At 38.9% G+C, this 19,070-nt stretch carries 16 protein-coding genes and 1 pseudogene; 14 read left to right on the top strand and 3 right to left on the bottom strand.

Translation table 11 applies throughout. From position 1 onward, the window contains the following. The first annotated feature begins 232 nt into the window (after nucleotides 1-232). The gene (locus GD002_RS07975; RefSeq protein ID WP_194841517.1) at nucleotides 233-1,855 is read left to right on the top strand and encodes a DUF2075 domain-containing protein; all 1,623 of its coding nucleotides are present in this window, start codon (nucleotides 233-235) and stop codon (nucleotides 1,853-1,855) included. A 207-nt stretch (nucleotides 1,856-2,062) separates the two neighbouring features. On the opposite strand, the gene GD002_RS07970 is transcribed toward GD002_RS07975, so the two are convergent. Further along, on the bottom strand, nucleotides 2,063-3,181 hold the full coding sequence (locus tag GD002_RS07970; RefSeq protein ID WP_153731825.1) for an IS4 family transposase: 1,119 nt from the start codon (nucleotides 3,179-3,181) through the stop codon (nucleotides 2,063-2,065). Nucleotides 3,182-3,470: 289 nt separating this feature from the next. Between GD002_RS07970 and GD002_RS07965 the strand changes: the two genes are divergently transcribed. The 4 genes from GD002_RS07965 (at nucleotide 3,471) to yiaA (ending at nucleotide 8,085) form a co-directional block, all read left to right on the top strand. After that, nucleotides 3,471-4,421 (top strand): HamA C-terminal domain-containing protein, encoded by a 951-nt coding sequence (locus GD002_RS07965; protein WP_153731824.1) that lies wholly within the window; start codon nucleotides 3,471-3,473, stop codon nucleotides 4,419-4,421. Nucleotides 4,422-4,427: 6 nt separating this feature from the next. Next, entirely contained in the window at nucleotides 4,428-6,590 is a 2,163-nt protein-coding gene (locus tag GD002_RS07960; protein ID WP_153731823.1) for a DEAD/DEAH box helicase, read from the top strand. Nucleotides 6,591-7,285: 695 nt separating this feature from the next. After that, complete coding sequence (locus GD002_RS07955; RefSeq protein WP_153731822.1) at nucleotides 7,286-7,486, top strand: hypothetical protein; 201 nt, start codon at nucleotides 7,286-7,288, stop codon at nucleotides 7,484-7,486. A 143-nt stretch (nucleotides 7,487-7,629) separates the two neighbouring features. Beyond that, nucleotides 7,630-8,085, top strand: a complete 456-nt coding sequence (gene yiaA / locus GD002_RS07950) for an inner membrane protein YiaA (protein ID WP_153731821.1) — start codon at nucleotides 7,630-7,632, stop codon at nucleotides 8,083-8,085. Nucleotides 8,086-8,146: 61 nt separating this feature from the next. Here the strand turns inward: yiaA and GD002_RS07945 are convergent. Further along, nucleotides 8,147-8,299, bottom strand: a pseudogene (locus GD002_RS07945) (IS3 family transposase); the annotation flags it as partial. A 131-nt stretch (nucleotides 8,300-8,430) separates the two neighbouring features. Between GD002_RS07945 and GD002_RS07940 the strand changes: the two are divergent. Both GD002_RS07940 and GD002_RS07935 read left to right on the top strand, forming a co-directional pair. Further along, nucleotides 8,431-9,168 (top strand): YwqG family protein, encoded by a 738-nt coding sequence (locus GD002_RS07940; protein ID WP_194841516.1) that lies wholly within the window; start codon nucleotides 8,431-8,433, stop codon nucleotides 9,166-9,168. Nucleotides 9,169-9,376: 208 nt separating this feature from the next. Continuing rightward, nucleotides 9,377-9,715 (top strand): DUF1801 domain-containing protein, encoded by a 339-nt coding sequence (locus GD002_RS07935; protein ID WP_153731819.1) that lies wholly within the window; start codon nucleotides 9,377-9,379, stop codon nucleotides 9,713-9,715. Nucleotides 9,716-10,205: 490 nt separating this feature from the next. On the opposite strand, the gene GD002_RS07930 is transcribed toward GD002_RS07935, so the two are convergent. After that, nucleotides 10,206-10,472, bottom strand: coding sequence for a hypothetical protein (locus GD002_RS07930; protein ID WP_153731818.1), 267 nt, complete (start codon nucleotides 10,470-10,472; stop codon nucleotides 10,206-10,208). Nucleotides 10,473-11,235: 763 nt separating this feature from the next. Here GD002_RS07930 and GD002_RS07925 point away from each other — a divergent pair. From GD002_RS07925 to GD002_RS07895, 7 genes are all read left to right on the top strand, one after another. After that, nucleotides 11,236-12,183, top strand: a complete 948-nt coding sequence (locus GD002_RS07925) for an S-layer homology domain-containing protein (protein WP_194841515.1) — start codon at nucleotides 11,236-11,238, stop codon at nucleotides 12,181-12,183. A 274-nt stretch (nucleotides 12,184-12,457) separates the two neighbouring features. Continuing rightward, nucleotides 12,458-13,978 carry an S-layer homology domain-containing protein gene (locus tag GD002_RS07920; RefSeq protein WP_153731816.1) on the top strand — a complete coding sequence of 507 codons (1,521 nt, stop codon included), beginning with the start codon at nucleotides 12,458-12,460 and terminating at the stop codon, nucleotides 13,976-13,978. Between the two features lie 327 nt (nucleotides 13,979-14,305). After that, nucleotides 14,306-14,710, top strand: a complete 405-nt coding sequence (locus GD002_RS07915) for a universal stress protein (protein ID WP_153731815.1) — start codon at nucleotides 14,306-14,308, stop codon at nucleotides 14,708-14,710. A 301-nt stretch (nucleotides 14,711-15,011) separates the two neighbouring features. Then, nucleotides 15,012-17,117, top strand: a complete 2,106-nt coding sequence (locus GD002_RS07910; protein ID WP_153731814.1) for a transglycosylase domain-containing protein — start codon at nucleotides 15,012-15,014, stop codon at nucleotides 17,115-17,117. A 241-nt stretch (nucleotides 17,118-17,358) separates the two neighbouring features. Further along, nucleotides 17,359-17,628: a rhodanese-like domain-containing protein gene (locus GD002_RS07905; protein WP_228548331.1), complete on the top strand. Its 270-nt coding sequence runs from the start codon at nucleotides 17,359-17,361 to the stop codon at nucleotides 17,626-17,628. 219 nt (nucleotides 17,629-17,847) lie between these two features. Next, on the top strand, nucleotides 17,848-18,528 hold the full coding sequence (locus GD002_RS07900; RefSeq protein ID WP_153731813.1) for a DUF2225 domain-containing protein: 681 nt from the start codon (nucleotides 17,848-17,850) through the stop codon (nucleotides 18,526-18,528). Between the two features lie 20 nt (nucleotides 18,529-18,548). Next, a complete protein-coding gene (locus GD002_RS07895; RefSeq protein ID WP_153731812.1) occupies nucleotides 18,549-18,902 on the top strand; it encodes a hypothetical protein in 354 nt (117 codons plus the stop codon). Nucleotides 18,903-19,070 lie beyond the last annotated feature (168 nt).

The raw sequence follows: 19,070 nt of genomic DNA, 5'->3' as shown, positions 1-19,070 counted from the left end.
AGAATAGCAGTAGATGAACCTTCTGGCATTAATTTGTTGAAGGGTTTTTTTGTGTTTCTAGACTGAGTTACTTGAAAGTAGAGGTGAGTTCCTAGAATGAGGTACATCTAAAACAATTTTAAATAGTTTGTGGCAAACTAGTATCATCTTAATGAAAGTTATGACTATTAGGCTGTTTTATTTACCAATCATTGTTATAATTGTAACCAAAGCAACAGAAGAAGGTGGGAAAATGTCGGCAATTGAAATACTGACTTGGCCTTTCCAACAGAGCGCCATGAATCAGATCAACAATAAACAGGATTTTTTAAACTATCCTGTCATTTATATTTTGAATGGGAAGAAAGAAGCGTACATAGGCGAGACGGTTTATTTTAAGAAACGCATGCAAGCGCATTTGAAGAGCCGAAAGAATATGAATGAAGTGAACTTAATCAAGCACGAGCAATTCAATCGCTCTGCGACATTTCATTTGGAAACGAAACTGATCAACTACTTTTTAGGCGATGAAAAATACACATTGCAGAATAAAAGTAAAACAGCTAGTGATTTTACGCATAACTACTACAATAAGCCGTTCTATGACCAGGAACTTTTTGAAGAACTTTGGCAGAAGCTGCATGAACAACATTTGGTCGATAATGAGCTTCATGTGATTGAAAATAAGGATATTTTCAAGCTGTCACCATTTAAGGAATTAACGCTTGAGCAAATAGATTTAAAGGATAAGGTGCTAGAGTTTTGTAAAAGGCAGATTGGGACGGAATTAGGTGAATACGGCAGTTTGCTAGTTGTGGAAGGAGAAGCGGGCGTAGGGAAAAGTGTCGTGTTGAGTTCGATCTTCAATACAATTCAAGAACTTGCAACGGAGTCGTCCTCACACTTTTCCGGAACTGAAAACTACTTGGTCGTGAATCACGAAGAAATGTTCAAGACCTACAAAGGCATTGCCAAACAGGTGAAGCACTTAAAAGCGAAAAACTTTGCCAAGCCCACGCCATTGATCAACCGGTTGCAGAAAGAGAACAAGAAGGCAGACATCGTCTTTGTCGATGAAGCCCATCTGCTTCTCACCAAATCAGATACATACAACAACTTTTACGGTGAGAATCAGCTGGAGGAATTACTCAAACTTGCAAAAATCGTTGTCATCATCTATGACCAGGATCAAGTCTTGAAACTGAAGAGCCTATGGGGGGCAGAGTCGCTAGAAACACTGAAGCAGACAAGCGCCTATCACGAAGAATACCAGTTGACCAATCAATTCCGAATGCAGGCAAATGATGACGTGATCGACTGGATCAACAACTTTAAACGCAAGAAGCTGACCCCGCTACCTATAGATGAAGGATATGATTTGAAAGTGTTTGAAACACTTGAAGAAATGCACGAAGCCATCATGGATAAAAACACTGAATTCGGTTTAAGTCGTGTAGTTTCAACATTCGATTTCCTGCACAAAAAAGATGGCCAAACCTACTATGTAAAAGAATCCAACGGTGAATACCAGATGCCCTGGAATACAACAAGCATCAAATACACCTGGGCGGAAAAGCCGGATACCATCAGTGAAGCGGGATCTATTTATACCGTCCAAGGCTTTGATCTGAACTATGTCGGTGTCGTCCTCGGCCCTTCCGTGCAATATGATTCAGTGAAAGATGAGATTGTGATCGATACAGGTAAGTATATGGATAAAGGAGCTTATACGGGGGCGGACGGTATTGATCATGTGGAGGCGGCGAAAGAGAAGATTGTTTTAAATTCGATTAATGTGCTGATGAAGCGGGGGATTAAGGGGCTTTACTTGTATGCTAGTGATGAGGGGTTGAGGGAGAGGTTGTTGGGGCGTTAAGATTTGCTCTAGTAATCTTAAGTTGGGAGTTTATGTATGAAAGATAATTATAGTTGTTTTCACTAGCGTCGCATAAATAGATTCAAAATATTCCGTCTACACTTTTCTGACCACAAGGAAAAAAACGAAGACAGCTGAACAGAGACAGTCAACATCCATTTTTTCACTATACCTTTTGGCTACTGTGACAAAAACGGATTGTCCGCGTTACGGCACGCTTTTACCTTCAATCTTTCGGATCCAAATACGCGCAGACTTCCATAAAGATGCCTTTAGATAGCGGCTAATCTGCAAGTACGTTCGCTTACTTTTTGTCCGTAACTGTGCCAAAACATTCAAGCAGTAGACGATCATCGCCAGATGCACCTGGTTGTGTACACCTTGCTGACTCTGTGCGTAGAATTTCTTGATGTTCAAATGTTGTTTCATCCATTTGAAAAATAGTTCAATGGCCCAGCGAGACTTGTACAGTTCTGCGATTTCGTCTGCAGATAAATCGAAACGGTTCGTGACCAGATTCAGTTGGTTGCCTTTAGAATCGAGCACTTTCAAAAGCCGGAATACATTCTCCGAACGGTTTTGTGTCGTGCCGATCACAACCATTTCGTCCGATAATACAACGGTGTCTTCCGGCAGATTGAAGTGTTCAAGTGTCCGTACAACTGCGTTTTTCCGCAGACGAGAGACGAAGAAATATCCTTCATCTGTCATCAGGTCAAACCGTTCATAATCTAAATAGCCGCGGTCGAACACATACAGGCATTCCTTGTCATCGACCAGTACTTCCAGCTGGCCACGATCGTGTTCCTTGGCGTTTGTCAAAACCGCTTGGTCAGGATAGGAACAACCATTTTCCAAGAACACCAGCCGCAGATGAAGCTTGATACCGGACTTCGTTTTTCGGAATTCTGCCCAGCGATGGTTGTTCAAATTCAAGGGCAATGTGCTGGAATCAATGATTTTTAGTGGAGTTGTCCGTTTGCGTCGCGTCTGAAAATCCGTTGCTTCATGGATCTGGGTCACCAGATCAAGAAAAATAGCCTGGAAGAATTCCGTCGGCACTTGTCGAAGACGCCTGCCCAGCTGCGAGAAGCTAATGGAATTCAAGTTCGTGGCTTCCTGTAGTTCTTCGGAAAAGACGCTGTCACTGACAGCACGTAAACTTTCCGTTTCATGGAGCTGTGCGTACAAGAGTAAGTTCATAAACGAAGCCATATGCAGCTTCTTTGTATAGTGATCGAGGCAATGTAACTGCACCTGTTCCACGAATAATTCATTGGAAATCGGTGCTGCCCATTGCGCAAATGCAGTTTTTCGTGTAATCATGATCCATGAGTGAGTCCTTTATTTTGGATTTGGATGGATTACTGCCACCAACCCATTATAAAGGATTTTTTTATGGAAAAGAGTAAGTAAAGAGTATTCGGAATCAATGCTATTTCTTGTTATTTTAATGCGACGCTAGTGAGTTGTTTTATTAAACGTAAAGTTTTAATTTTTCCATTTTAGAGATGAAGAGTTAAAGTTTTTTATTTATGGTAATATAGATACACATATTATCAAAGTATAAATTATCAATTAAATAGATATGTCTTACAAAAAAAGGAGTAATTAATTGACTAGAGCTGTAGAGGTTAGAAAAATATTATCTTGTAAAATTAATGAAGCTAATTTACATTCCTATTTTATAGACTTTGATTTAGATGATGATGGAAGTTTAACTCAGATGGTTAAACAATTTACTAGTTTATTGACGGAAGAAATTCCTAGTTTTGCTTTAGGATATCATCAAGGGACAATGGTGGCTCAAGAGGATATAGTTCGGGTTCTAATTGAAGCTGCAAATTCCGTTTATAAAATAGACGCTTATGAAAAAGCCGCACAAACATATTTAAATGATGGGTGTTTTGAAGATGACTTAGAGGACAAGTATTTAAAAAGAGGAGAATTTGGTGAGTTAATACTTCATTTTATTTTAAAGTATTTTTTTAATACATTACCCTTAGTAGCAAAAATCTATTTTAAAGATTCTTATGGACATGCAGTGCACGGGTTTGACTCTGTTCATGTCAACACTGATACTAATACTCTTTGGTTGGGAGAATCTAAACTATATACTGATGGTACTAGGGGGGTAGATGCTTTAATTGAAGATTTATTTGAGCATTTTAATAGTGATTACTTTGACAAAGAGTTCACTATTATTTCAAAGAGAATAAAAGATACAGAGAAGACTTTAGAGAAATCAGGCGCAAATCCTAATTATTGGATTGATTTATTGAATACCTATTCAAAACTATCGGAAAAACTTGATAAAATAATTGTTCCGATGTTTTGTGCCTACGAAACAAATGTTTTTTCTAATTATAGCAATACAGCAGAGTTTGAAAAAGATTATATTGAAGAAATAAAGAAGTTAAATGACCGGTTCATTTCTAAAAAATCAAAACACCCATGGAATAAACATTTGAACATTGTGATAATATTAGTTCCATTAGAAAGTAAGAAAAAGTTGATTTCTACACTTCATAATAAATTAAAGATGCTTCAGGCGTTAGGGGGGTAAGAATAGATGGATTGGAATTGGGAGGAAATTTTACAAATAAACACATTAGATTTTGACAAAAGTTTTTCATTAGCTAAATATGTATCCCAACAACATTTAATTAACGAAGAAGAGGCTAACAAAATTATTATAAAAGTGTTAGATATTTGGGAGAATGTAGATCCATCCACTAGAGAACTTTGGATGGACTTAATAGAAAGTTCCGGGTTCTATCCATATCTACTTAATTTGGTCGAATCATCAAATCAGTTAGATACTACATCCGAGATTAGAACTTCATATCATTCTTCCAATAACCTGGATAATATAACTTTTCATAAAGAACAAAAAGTTTTGGCGGGTTTAATAGAAGATGAGCAAAATTTAATAGTAAGTGCTCCTACTAGTTTTGGTAAAAGCTTATTGATTCAGGAAATAATAGCGCTAGACAAGTATGATAATATTCTTATAGTACAACCAACATTGGCTTTAATTAATGAAACAAGAATAAGTTTAAAAAAATTTAGCGGTAAGTATAATATAATTGTTAATACCTCACAGATATTAGGTTTGAAAAATATTTTTATTTTAACTGCTGAAAGGGTCTTAGAATTTGAAGGTCTTCCAAATATAAATTACTGTATTCTAGATGAGTTTTATAAATTAAGTTCCCTAAGAGATGATGAACGATCCGATGTATTGAATATCGCTATGAGAAAAATTTTAAAATCTAATCCTATCTTTTATTTTATAGGACCGAATATTGATCAGATACCTGAAGGGTTTCGAGAAAGATATAATGCAAAATTTTATAAGACCAATTACTCTTTAGTGAATACAGAAATGGTGCAGGTCGATGTAGAATATCAAACTACAGGAGTAAGAAAAAGAGCAAAGGAAAAAGAAGATAAGTTATTTGAATTGCTTTCCAATAACCGTGATGAGCAATCTATTGTATATGTTTCTTCACCGCAAAGAGCTTATACTTTAGCTAATAAATATTATGCTTATTTAAGCGATGAAGGTCTATTAAAAGATACTCAATACTTACCGATATGTGAATGGATTGAAGAGAATTTAAGTAGAGAGTGGGGATTCAACGATCTAATAAAGAACTATATTGGAGTGCATACAGGGATTATTCCTAAACATTTAGTACACTCTATGATTGAGTATTTCAATGAAGGTAAACTAGAAGTTTTATTTTGTACTTCCACAATAATAGAAGGAGTAAATACCTCTGCAAAAAACGTATTTATTTTTGATAATAAAAAAGGTCCAAATAGTTTGGATTTTTTTGATTTCTCCAACATTAAAGGTAGAGCCGGAAGGATGTTGAAACATTATACAGGCAGGGTTTACATATTTGATAGTATTCCAAAACGAGAAGACTTTGATTTAGATATACCTTTTCATGATCAGAAAATTATTAATGACGAAATATTAATTAATTTAGACAGAGAAGAAGTTCATGCGCAACACATAGACAAGTACTATGAGTTAAATGACTACGATGATGATTTTTTAAAGGTAATAAAAAAGAATGCAGTTTCAGTTGTAGGTCAAAAGGAGATTATTAGGGAATTAAAAGTTCAACTAAGTACTAATCCAAGTTTAGTTATATGGGGTAATTTCCCAAATAAATATCAGCTCCAGTTTGTAATTCAATTAGCCTGGGAGCATCTTCTAAAGCCGACTGAAACAACTAGACCAATGACTTTAAATAAGTTGCCTGTAACTATTTGGAAGCATAATACTAAAGAGATTTACACATTAATAATGGAAGAGAAAAACTATCTAGAGGGACGACATTTAAAATGGGATGAACAGAGAATTTTAGATACCGCAATTGAAAATGTTTTCCGAGAAAAAAGACATTGGATTTCATATAAAGTCCCAAAATGGCTAAGTGTGGTTGACTCACTACAGAAGATAGTCTGTCAGAAAGAAGGATTTAATATAGCTGGAGACTACTCATTTTTTGCATCATATTTAGAAAATGAGGGAGTGGCAGAAAGATTCTCTTTATTAATTGATATGGGAGTACCTTCATCGGTAATAAGTAAAATTATTCATATTATTCCTGAAAATTTGATGAATCAGGAATTAATTGAATTTGTTAAGAATATCAAAGAGGACAATGCTTCTTCATTGCTAGAATATGAGATTAATAAGCTTAAACAACTATAATATTTTTAAAATTCAAGTATATGTTCTAGGTGTGTATTATCAAATACATTGCCCCCGCAATCTGTTCTTTTTATTAAATGTAGCAAAAGCGTATTCAAACGTTTTAAAAAACAGCAATAAACCCTTGGAAACACTGGTGTTTCAGCGTTTCTAGGAGTGGTTGATTCGACTCCCAACGTCTCCATAAGACGAAATCAGTGGATTTCAATGAAAGTCAAAACCCTGTATTGAAGTGACCCATAAAAGTTAGATACGATTATTACATCAGGCATCTTGGGTACAATGAGTTCGGTATTGCCCCGGACTCATTTTTATTTATCATTTTATGCGCAGATGAGTAATAGTGAGTGGAGTTCTTGGATAGGGAGATTTAAATTGGAAGCGATATAAGCACTAGGGGGTGTTGGCGGGGAACCTGAAGAAAGATATATCTAACTATACGATAAAGCCCTTCCTTCTTATAGCACCTTTTCACGCATCAAGTGAATTTGAGTTAAGGTACCAGGTCCTCACACAACTAAGGAACGATTCAGAATTATATCGGGATCTGGTACCTGACACTACTGTGATTACTGTTTAAATTATTTGCATGCTTACGAGAAGTTTCCACAAGCGATTTACCGCCTTTTTCATTCACTTGGAATTGATGCGAAAAAAGAGGGGAAGTCACGGAGCTGGGGAAAAATGCGGAAGGGTTGCATCATTATATTGTTTTCTACCATTTTGCAGGAGAGATTGTAAAGGAACCATCTGTTGCGCTTGTGTCTCGCGATTATTACGTAGAAGGATTTTCTGTCAGCTTTACAAATGACTTGGAGCTGCTGCCGGATGATTTCCCTATGCCTGCCGTCCAAGTATTGCTCGACATGCATCTGCCGTGGTTGCTTGGTTTGTAAGGTACCTGTTTGGGAGACCTACATGAATGTCAAAAGCAAGGTATATCGACATACACACGCGAACATTACTAAAGACAGAATAGTTAATTACTAGTTGCCTGCCGCCTACCTTTTGGATATGATGAAGAAAAGGAGGCAGCGTTATGGCTAAAGGTACTGAAGAACTGTTTGGTGAGAAAAAAGAAGTGAAAGAGCGACTCAGCAGAGAGCCGACATCCGCATTTAAAGGCGCATCCTACGCTGCACTGCTGATCGGAATCGGTGCGTACTTGATCGGACTTTTTAACGCCGCAATGGAACTGAACGAAAAAGGCTATTATTTTGCGATTCTCATTTTTGGGCTGTACGCTGCAGTGTCTCTTCAGAAAGCAGTCCGTGACAAAGATGAGGACATTCCGGTAACGGGAATTTACTATGGTATTAGCTGGTTTGCAGTAATTGTTTCCATTGCGCTGATGGCGATCGGGTTGTATAACGCAGGCAGTATAATATTGAGCGAAAAAGGATTTTATGCGATGGCATTTGTGCTGAGTATCTTTGCTGCCATTACGGTGCAGAAGAATGTGCGAGATACGCAGCAGGCGCGAAAAGTGGAATAGATGGATGTGGCCCTTGACTTCGGTTTGAAGTGACCCCTAAAAGTTAGACACGGTTATTACATCAGGCAGCTTGGATAAAATGAGTTCGGTATTGAACCGGACTCATTTTTAATTTTGCCTTTATCCGTTTTGTATTTATATATTTTTCAAGTTCTGTTTTAAAATGCTCTACGCTTTCGGATTCCTTTAAATAGAGTAACTCCGATTTCATAATCACTATAAGCGATAATTGATGTACGACCTATTCATTTAATCTCTATATAGGTATATTCTATTGGAATAATTTGCTGAATAATGGTATAGGTTAATTCAGTTAAGTAAAGATAGAATGGGGGACTTATATTGATGACATACGAAATTCCTGAACTTTTAAAGAAACATGAAAACTTAATTCAAAGCACTTTTAGGTATAGCAACGAAATCCATTTTAAACGTGAAGAAACAAAACCTTGGGATAGTAAATTAGGTGGGTGTCCCTATTTGAAAAGCAGTGAAGACTATCCGACCGATGCAGATAGAAACCCTATGTTGTTTTTAGCGCAAATCAATCTGGCGGATCTTGAAATTATAGATGAATTGCCAGAAAAGGGATTACTGCAATTCTTTGTTGCAAATGATGATCTGTTTGGTTTGGAAGATCCGATTCACGTAAATTACATTGAAGATTACGAAGAAAACGAAGAACATTTAGTAAAGAAACATCCTTATGAAAACGAAGAATATAAGAGGAATCTTCCTTTTTCACACAGCGGTAAAATGTATTTTACATTAAGGGAGATGCCGATGTCTTCCTCATTAAATCTATTTGGAGACATTTTTATGAATAAGCTATCAGAAGTAGAATATGAGAAACTAAGTGATGATTGCTATAGCTGCGATAGTAGAATTGGCGGTTATCCCTATTTTGTTCAGCATGACTATATCGGCTTTGACGAGAGCGATTTTCTATTGTTGCAACTGGACATCGATGAGGAATGTGGCATTATGTTTGGGGATTCGGGGAATTGTGTTTTCTCAATTCCAAAGGACGCCTTGAAAAATAGGGATTTTTCAAAAGTAGTATATGATTGGCAATGTTGCTAGTGAGATGAAAGTAAGATTATGCACTAACCTCTCCTACGCAATGAGTTGTTAACATGTAAAGCAAATCTAATGAATGTAATGAAAGTTTAAACAAACACAATAGATCCTTGTACAGGCATCTTTCACTATTAGATACTATTTAATAAATACGATAGGAGTGAGATAGTCAAATGCAATATGACGCGAAACCTATGAAGAATATATTGAGATGCTGGAAGAGGATTGGCGGAAAGAGAAGCTGCTTGCGATTCGGCAAATGATATTGGCGTATGCACCTGAGTTGGACGAGGAGATTCGCTATAAGATGTTGAATTACGGGAAGGACGATCACTATATCTTTGCTCTGAACGCACAGAAAAATTATGTGAGCCTTTATGTAGGAACTATCGATAAAGTAGAGAACGCTGAAACCCTTTTAACAGGCTATAACTACGGGGAGGGCTGTATTCGTGTGAAAAAGATGATCAAGATGGAAGAGATCGGATTGGAGCAATTTATACATAAAACCATTGATATGTGGCGCGCGGGTGAAGATACGGATTGTTGATTGCGCCAAATTCATGAGTGTCTAATTAAATTGATGAACAGATACAAAGATTTGTCAATACACGATAATTTACTAGAACTGCTGGGCGGAAAACCAGTACGACCTAAATTAAAATATACGCATGCAGGGATCTAATTTATATTGAATTAGATCCTTTTTGGTTGTATGGGGAGCGACCATGGTTATCATCAGTAAAACACGGTATCTGGCAATGTATCTCCATAAACTGGTTAACAGAATATGAAACTTTCGCACAGAGGCATCGTTAACTACATGCTACATTATCCTGCAGCCAGTATGCAGGTTACTTCTTTTCAATAGGCAAAACTTTGAAGAGGTTAGCGCACGGTACCAGGTCCCAAAGCAAATCAGATATAATTCAGAATAGTTTTCAAGTCGTGTGAGAACCTGGTCCCTTTTTTGAGCCATATTTTTTATATGACTCAAGAAGTTTGTCGTGTTATAAAACATACTTCCTAAATGATTAACTTTAAAATTTTTGATTTTCAATAGTTTCGACATTAATTAAAACAGCTTTATTAGAGTGTAGAATCTCGTATCTGAAAAAGTATACTGTATTTTTAAAAAAAGTAAAATCATAATCAGAAGAAACCTCTATATCTGTAATTTCTCCTCCTTCATTTTCTATTGTTATAGAATTTTCATTAATTTCATTCACTCTTGCAAACTCTACAACAAGAGTATTGCCACAACCAGACAAGAAAACTACAAGTAAAATAATTAATAATTTTCTCAAAAGATTACCTCCCTTTACCGTGAACAGAATTTTATAAACGAGCAACCCTCCTATGTTTTGAGGGATATTAAGGGTGAAGAGTTTTTTAATTCTATTTATTGTAGCGTATTTAACTTAATGCAGGAAGATATTATTCATAGTTTATTTTGGTTAAGAGTTTTCTAGTCTGTACTTTTTGCAACTAAAGTACAGTTAAAAAATCAGACTGGATGTTGTTTCGCTAGCGTCTGAAAACGATGAAGATTTAAGTGGATTGAAGATGAAGATTTTACCGAATGACGAGTATTTTGAGAAAAAAAGAGATGCTAAAAAAGTGAATTCTTTCCTTTCTATTATTACAAAGTTAGTTAAGGTACTAGGTCCTCATACAACTCAGGAACAATTCAGAATTATATAGGGACCTGTTACCTGAAATCAATGGAAGCAGGAAAATTTGAGGGTGCCTTGGAGTTGGCTTCGATTTTACTCCAGAAAGATACAGGAAACGTGGAGCTGATTTAAAAGAAAGCAAGTATTTTAAAACGTCTGGAACGGTATGTCGAAGCGATTGATAAATATAGCGAAGCACTTTCCTTACAGCCGAATTACTATACTCTCTGGAATAAAGAGGACGTATATTATTACTATAAAGATGAAGCGGATTGATGTGGCTGACATAACGAATACCCATTGATTAAAATGAATGATGTAATGGAAAATCATGTAGACAATTCCATTCGTTAATACTATGATTGTCTTGCAGAACGAAAGGGGAATCAGTAAAATGTCGAAAAAAATGTTTATTGCATCGTTATCACTTTCTATCGCAGCCGTTGTCGCAATTTCCACTATGCCTGCTCATGCTAACGAGGTTAGAAAAGTTGACTTTAAAGACGTCTCGCCAGAACAGGGAATGTATACTGAAATTATGCAAATGCGAGACGAAGGAATTATCTCCGGTTACCCAGATAACACATTCAGACCTTCACAAGCAATCTCACGGGTCCAGGTTGCTGCACTATTGAATCGCTCACTTGACTTGAAGCCAGTTCGAGAAGGAAAAGAATTCAAAGATGTTCCAAAAACAAGCCCGCATTATGAAAATGTTCAAGCTGTTTACAAGGCTGGAATCTTTGACGGGAATTCAAATGGAACATTCGGAGCTGCTGATCATCTAACACGAGCTCAAATGTCGAAGGTTCTTGTAAATGCATTTAACCTGAAAATTGAAAAAGGATTTATATTCGATGACATTAACGAAAGTCATTGGTACAAGGATTATGTAGCAACTCTTTATTCTAACGGAATTACTGCTGGTGATAATGGTAAATTCTTGCCAAACGATCGTGTGACCCGTGCACAATATGCTGCATTTCTCTTCCGCTCACTCTATCCTGAAAATGCTGTAAAACCTTCTAAGCCACTTCAGCCAACTCCACCTGCTTCAAATTCTAATTTTCCTACTAAAATGAAGGTCTTGAAAAACGATCAATATTACACTACCTACAACTACACTGCAGTCCTTCCTAATAATGTTAAAATCGTTGACGTAGCTCATCAAAAATTTGATAACTCTTTAGTCTTTAGTATTGATAAAGGTATAGGTTACAGTGGAATTTATTACATTGATGAAGATAAGTTAAACTACCACATGGTTAGTAAAAATCCATTGACTGCTGAAGAACAAGCAGAACTATTCAAAGTTCTGCGACATATTGCAAAAATCGAATAACAGTAAAAATCCATTAAAGAAAGTCTGCACTACGAAGTGAGGCTGGGGCAAAACTCAGTAAACTACAAAAGAACGAATCCTAAGGAATGATCCTGGGGATTCGTTCTTTTGTAGTTTAGTGTAGGCTACCAAGTCCTCACACAACTTAGGAACAATTCAGAATTACGTCTGGACCTGGTACCTGTAATTAATCAAAACTACAATAAAATCTTTGAAACTATTTCCGGATTCCTGCGTCTGTACGGTGTTACATAGACAGGAAGGAAGATATGAAATGAAAAAGATGATGATGGCGCTACTGAGTGCAATTGTGTTGGCTTGTGGTCTGCCTTTATCGGCGGGAGCGGCAAGCAGTCAGCCGTTCAAGGATGTTTCGCCGAAGCAGCCATACGCGAAAGCGGTGAACGACTTGGCGGCATGCGATATTATTGGCGGTTATCCGGATGGTACGTTCAAGCCAGGGAATCCGATTACGAGAGGGCAGGCCGCTTCCATTATTGCGAAGATGCTAAAATTGGATACGACGAACGTCAAAAATCCCGGGTTTACAGATGTCTCAACGAAAAATGGCCATTACCCGGCGATTGCAGCGCTGGCTGAAGCGAATGTGATCGGTGGCTATCAAGACGGCCGTTACGGTCCGAATGATCCGGTGAAACGGGGGCAGTTTGCTTCGATCATCGTGAAAGCATTCGATTTGCCGCGATATAATTTCTACGATACGAAAAATCCGTTCAAGGATGTCGTGGAATATCAATCGCATGGTACGAATGTTCTCATCCTGTACCGTCTTGGAATTACTTCGGGTACGTCTCCTGACAGATTCAGCATCAATGCGCAGATCACGCGCAGCCAAGCAGCTGTGTTATTGACGAAAACCGAGAAATCGAAACCGGTAATGGTTACGGTGCGGGCGGATGAACTAGGGTTCGATAGGATAAGTGTTCATTCAGAATGGGGTGGCATCTATCAGGATCTTGATAATAAAAATGAGTTGTTTCAAGCAATCTACACGTATGGAAAAGATCCATCAACAGACGGGCGGGTTCAATTGATTCCACTGAAAGAAGGAAAGGGCACTCTCGCTTTACACGGATGGAAAGGCTCGCAGCAAGAAATTAAAAAGTATTACGTACAAGTGAAAAAAGTGAATGGAGAATTGCGACTGACGCTTGAGAAAACGAATGATTATTTGCCGACTGCAGCGATCTTCGACATGCCTACAGCGGAAAAGATTACTAGTGTCAGCATTTATACAGTGGACGGTGCATTGGTGTCAGATGATGCTACATTCGGGACGTACCAATACCCTACCCGAAAGTATATCGTGATCGACAAGCCAGGTGACTACATTGCGACTGTGCGTTTTGCGAATGGAAAAGATGTGCGGTTCGCAATCGAGGCAAAGATACCGAAAAATGGGTCATTTTATTATGACACTGAGGTGTTGCAAGAACAGCCTTCGCTTACGTATGATGTAGCGGCGTCGTACGATGGATATTATACTTATGACAAAAAAGCCGCAAATAATATAGGGAAGCACACGATACTCACTGAAAACGCCGAAGCTATAGCAACGGTAGAGCGGGAGCCGGGTACGGGAATATTCCATATTACAGCGAAAAGCGTAGGCACAATTGATATGGAATTTGAAAATGGCGTCTACTGGATGCTTGGCCAGCCGGGTGACGCCGTGTCAGGCATAGATAGAGGAAGAACGATCCAGGTAAAAGAAATGCATGGCATAGTGAATGTATCTGTACTCTCTATTTTTGACATAAATCCCGATATGTAACGGGCACGATCGGTGCAATGGATATGACTGATTTTATGTGAAGGTACCTGTGCTAGAAACAAACATGAAAGTTTCGCGCACAGGTACCTATCTTACATAGTAAGCTAGTCATGCAGATATAAAGTGACCATTACCATATCTCCACCACTTTTACCTATTGAGTCTCTTATTTCAAGGTACCAGGTCCTCATACAACTCAAGAACAATTCAGAATTATGTCGGGACCTGGTACCTGTAATAATTATAGAGAGTGATAATACCGCACCATTGCAAATCTCTTCATTTCTGTCCATACTAATAGAAAGAGCGATGTGAGGAGGATAACGAATGAAGATTGGTGTAGCGATCGACGGATCACAAAATGCGTTGCGGGCAGTGGAGCATGCAATAAAGACAGCGGGGCTGTATACGGAGTCCGAATTGAAAATGATCTATGTAGTGGATTTTAACACCGCGAATGATGAGCGCATGAGCAAGGAAGATACGGAAACGATTAGGCAGCGCGTAACTCAGCCGGCGATGGAGCTCGCTCGGCAGGCACATGCTAACACAGAACTGGTCATTTTTGAAGGGGATCCGGCGCAGAAAATTGTTCAGTACGCGGATTCAACTTCACTGGATCACTTAGTTATTGGAAGCCGCGGACTGAATGCCGTGCAGGAAATGATGCTCGGAAGTGTCAGCCATAAAGTGATCAAGGAAGCAAAATGTCCAGTGACAGTTATTAAATAAGCAGATCCTCCGCATGCAGCGGGGGATTTTTTCATTTAGAGAGTAGTGGAGTTGGTGGTGCCTGTGCGCGAAACAATCGTGTTTTTTTTAACATTCGCGAAAGTTTCAACAATCATGAATAAGTGAACTTTCACGTTTGTTTTTCACACAGGCACGGCTTTGAGTACCCGCCACATGCAACTTTCATACAGAAACATCGTCAACTACATGCTGTAATTTTCCTGCTGTTAGCAAGCAGGTTACTTCTTTTCAATATGCTAAACTTTGAAAGGTCGAAGGCAATGATGAAGGTGGAATTTGTATGAGAAGAACGGAATATAAGCAACAACAGAAAAAGAATCATGCCGATAAGAAACGATTAAACTTTAAAAAACCAATTCGCATCGTATTCCTCGGAATGCTCATTGCGGCTATTTGTGGTTTGATCATAATAAATTTATTCATTTCATTGAGTGATGTGAGTAAATTAGAAGAGCCTGTGCCGAGACCGACGTTTGTTTACGATCAAAACGGAAAAGTCGTAAGTGAAATTTCCAATTCAAAAATTGAAGGTGTCTCCCTAGACCATATCCCAAATGAGTTAATTGAAGCAGTCATCTCAGTTGAGGACCAACAATTTTACAAACATCATGGGATAAATTATTTCGGGGTTGGGCGCGCATTATTCCAAAACCTGTTCAAAGGTGAGGTTGTTGCAGGCGGCAGTACAATTACTCAACAGCTTACCAAGAATGTGTTTTTAACGCAGGAGCGCACATATTCCCGGAAGTTTAAAGAATTACTCATTGCAAAGAAGATTGAGAGAACGTATTCAAAAGATGATATTTTGGAGCATTATCTTAATCAAATCTATTTTGGTGATGGTGCGTGGGGTGTTCAACGTGCTGCGCAGATCTATTTTGGTAAAGATGTAAGCGAGTTATCGTTAAGCGAGTGTGCGACAATCGCAGGATTAATTAAAGTACCTTCCCATTTATCTCCTGCTAAGAATATGGAAAAGTCGGTGAAACGGCGCAACGTTGTTTTATCATTAATGAAAAATGAAAAGTATATTAGTCAAGCGGAGTATGATGAAGCAGTCGGACAAGAAGTTGTATTAGCTGATTCCACAAAGCCAAATTATAAAGGGAAATATCCTTATTATATTGACCATGTGATTGAAGAAGCGGTTAACTCGTACCATCTTACAAAAAACGAAGTGCTGTATGGCGGATTACATATTTACACGGAAATAAATCCCGTCATCCAAAATGCTTTGGAGGAAGTGTATAAGGATGATCGGTATTTTCCTGAAAGTACGCCCGATCAACTCATCCAAAGTGCCTCTGTTTTCTTGAATCCTAAAACAGGCGGGATTTCGGCATTGGTTGGGGGCAGAGGGAAGTATACGTATGGACGCTTTAATAATGCGACTGAACTCATCCGGCAACCTGGTTCGGCGTTGAAGCCGCTTGCCGTCTATACTCCGGCGCTAGAGAAAGGTTATCGTATGTCGGATTTGCTTCTCGATGAACCAATAAACATTGACGGCTATTCTCCGAAAAATTTCGATCAGAAAAATAGAGGGCAAGTGACAATGTACGATGCACTTGCGCACTCGTATAACATCCCTCCAGTCTGGCTTTTGGATCAGATCGGAATAAAAAATGGGGTGCGCGCTGTTGAACGGTTCGGTATTTCATTGGAAGAAAACGATCATACGCTTGGTCTCGCCTTAGGAGGATTGGACAAAGGTACTTCACCTTTGCGAATGGCTCAAGCTTTTTCTGCGTTTGCGAATGATGGTGTGATGGTGGATGCACATGCGATTACAGAAATAAAAAATTCTGAAGGGAAAGTCCTTGGTAAGTGGCGTGAAAAGTCTGTAGAAGTAACAAAACCGGAAGTTGCTCAGCAAATGACCTATATGCTGCAAGGTGCTGTAGTAGAAGGTACAGCGAAGAAAGCCCAAATGTCAGGTATTGAAGTGGCGGGAAAAACAGGCACCAACCAACTGCCATTTTCAGAAGTGGATGGCTCAAAGGATCATTGGTTCGTCGGCTATACTCCAGACATCGTAGGTGCGGTTTGGCTCGGCTATGATCAAACGGATTCAGAACATTATTTAACATCAACCAGCAGTTTCACGGCGCCCCCCATTTTTGCGCAAGTCCTATCCAGAACAATGAGTGAGCTGCCAACAAAGAAATTTGATTTACCACTAATCGGGAAAAATATAGAAGCACTGGAGAAACAGAAAGAAAAGTTGAGTAAAAAAGAACGTATGAAAGAAAAAGAGAAAAGAAAACAGGAGAAAAAAGAAGAGAAAGAACGGAAAAAGAGAGAAAAGAAAGAAAAAGTGAAGAAAGAGATAAAGCATGAAATAGAAAACTGGAAACAGAAATGGAAAGAATATATAGGGAACTAGAGAAGTGACAGTGTACAATAAGAGATGAATGATGTTAAGGAAAAGGGTTTCTGCACTTTTTGGACGTGGGTTCGACTCCCATCGTCTCCATATAAAGCCCGCGAGCCTTGTCTTTTTGTGAAAGAGAAAGTGGGGAAAGCAATTGAAAAAATGGGGTATGCTGTTTGCGGCAGTGGTTATGCTGCTGGGCGCCTGTTCCAGTGAGGAACCGGAGGCCTATCAGACGCTTGGAATTGATGCAGTGCAACAACAGAAGGATAACGGGGCGATTGTGCTGGATGTCCGGGAGCCGGAGGAGTTTGCGGAAGGGCATATTATCGGAGCTGTGAATTTGCCGCTGTCCGAATTGGAGCAGGGGAAAGATCCGGGGCTCAGTGAAGAGGAAACGTATGTCGTCATTTGCCGGAGCGGAAACCGTTCGGTCCAGGCAAGTACTATTTTACACGATGCCGGCTACACAGTGATTAACGTATCTGAAGGGATGGTCTCATGGGAAGGTGAGGTGGAATAAATACACTTCAGCCAAACACGGAAGTTCTTTTCGGACTTCCGTGTTTTTGTGCGCACAAATAGCCTAAACTTTCATATGAATGGACCAAAAGATATATACCAAATTGCATATGAATGATAAAATGAGAATACATTTACTAATCATATGGGATGAGTCAGGAGATCCTGTGAATAGCCGAAAAGAAACAAGGAGAAATAAAAGATAAAGGAGTTTATTCATATGGGCTTTAACATAAACTATTATGAAAGCAAAGTAGATTGCAAATTTTGCAAAAAACACTTTACTACATATAAAGTCCGTCCCAACCGCTGCCAGCTAATGAAAGAAGATACGGATTTTATGCCTGTATATGATGGGTTGAACCCGCTGTTATATGAAGTGGCCGTTTGTCCGCATTGCGGATATGCCTATCATAAATCCATGACAAGAACATATGGCCCTTTCATGATGCTCGTCAATGAATTGTATATAAAAGAACTACAAAAACCGGCGGACATTTGCCGGGAACGCACGATCGATGACGCGATTGTCAGCTATCAATTAGCGTATCTTGTAGCGAGGGCATCGATGGAAGAATCCCTTCTCCTGGCCAATCTGGCGCTGAAGATTGCGTGGCTGTACCGCCTAAAACAAGAGGCAGAGCCCGAACTTCGTTATCTTGAATCTGCCCGGGAGTTTTACAGCAAGTCTTATGCGGCGAATCAAGAAGGCACCGAGCGGATTCATTATTTATATTCAGAGCTCAGTCTCCGGCTTGGCGACATGCAGGAAGCCAAAAAAGGTTTTTCTCGCCTGATTTCTGACCGGAAAGTTTCCAACAAATACCGGAAGTTGGCGCGGGACCGCTGGGAAAATTACAGATATGATGAAGCTCCCAAAATCAACGAAAATATTTATTAAATGGCAAGGAGTGACGAATTATGCAGCTGTTCGCCAAAAGACTGGATGTCAAAGAAGAAGACATTTTTTCAGAATTGCTTCATTTTTTGCTGCGGAAAAATAACCGCATGTTAACGAATGATGAAATCATTGAATTGACCGGTGTTTCTCCCGAATTGCTTTATAAATGGGTGAAAATAGGAAAGTTACATCCTGCTACATTCCCGAATATCGGCGCTCCGTGTGAACGGTGCGGACAACTGACGAAAGAAAAAATCTGCATCAGCTGCTCTTCTTCGATTGTCGGCATATTGGAACAGGAAGAGAAAGACCGGATCTGGTTCAATAAAATCCAGCGTCCCGATCGAAGAATTCATACGTATTATCATAAATAATGGATGCGACTCTTGGGTGGCAGACAGTCCTGTTTGTCTTTTGCCTTCCACCATCCTCACAAGAAAGCAGGCACCTATCGTGTAGTCGGAGTAACGGATGCTAAGTAAGAAGGGTTTCAATCATTTCTAAATCAATATGAAAAATATAAGGAATTTTGAGTCCACTTG

The sequence above is a fragment of the Sporosarcina obsidiansis genome (assembly GCF_009651005.1).
Lineage (GTDB): Bacteria > Bacillota > Bacilli > Bacillales_A > Planococcaceae > Sporosarcina > Sporosarcina obsidiansis.
The sequence above is the reverse complement of the archived record's forward strand: the minus strand, read 5'-3'. Positions and strand labels throughout refer to the sequence as shown.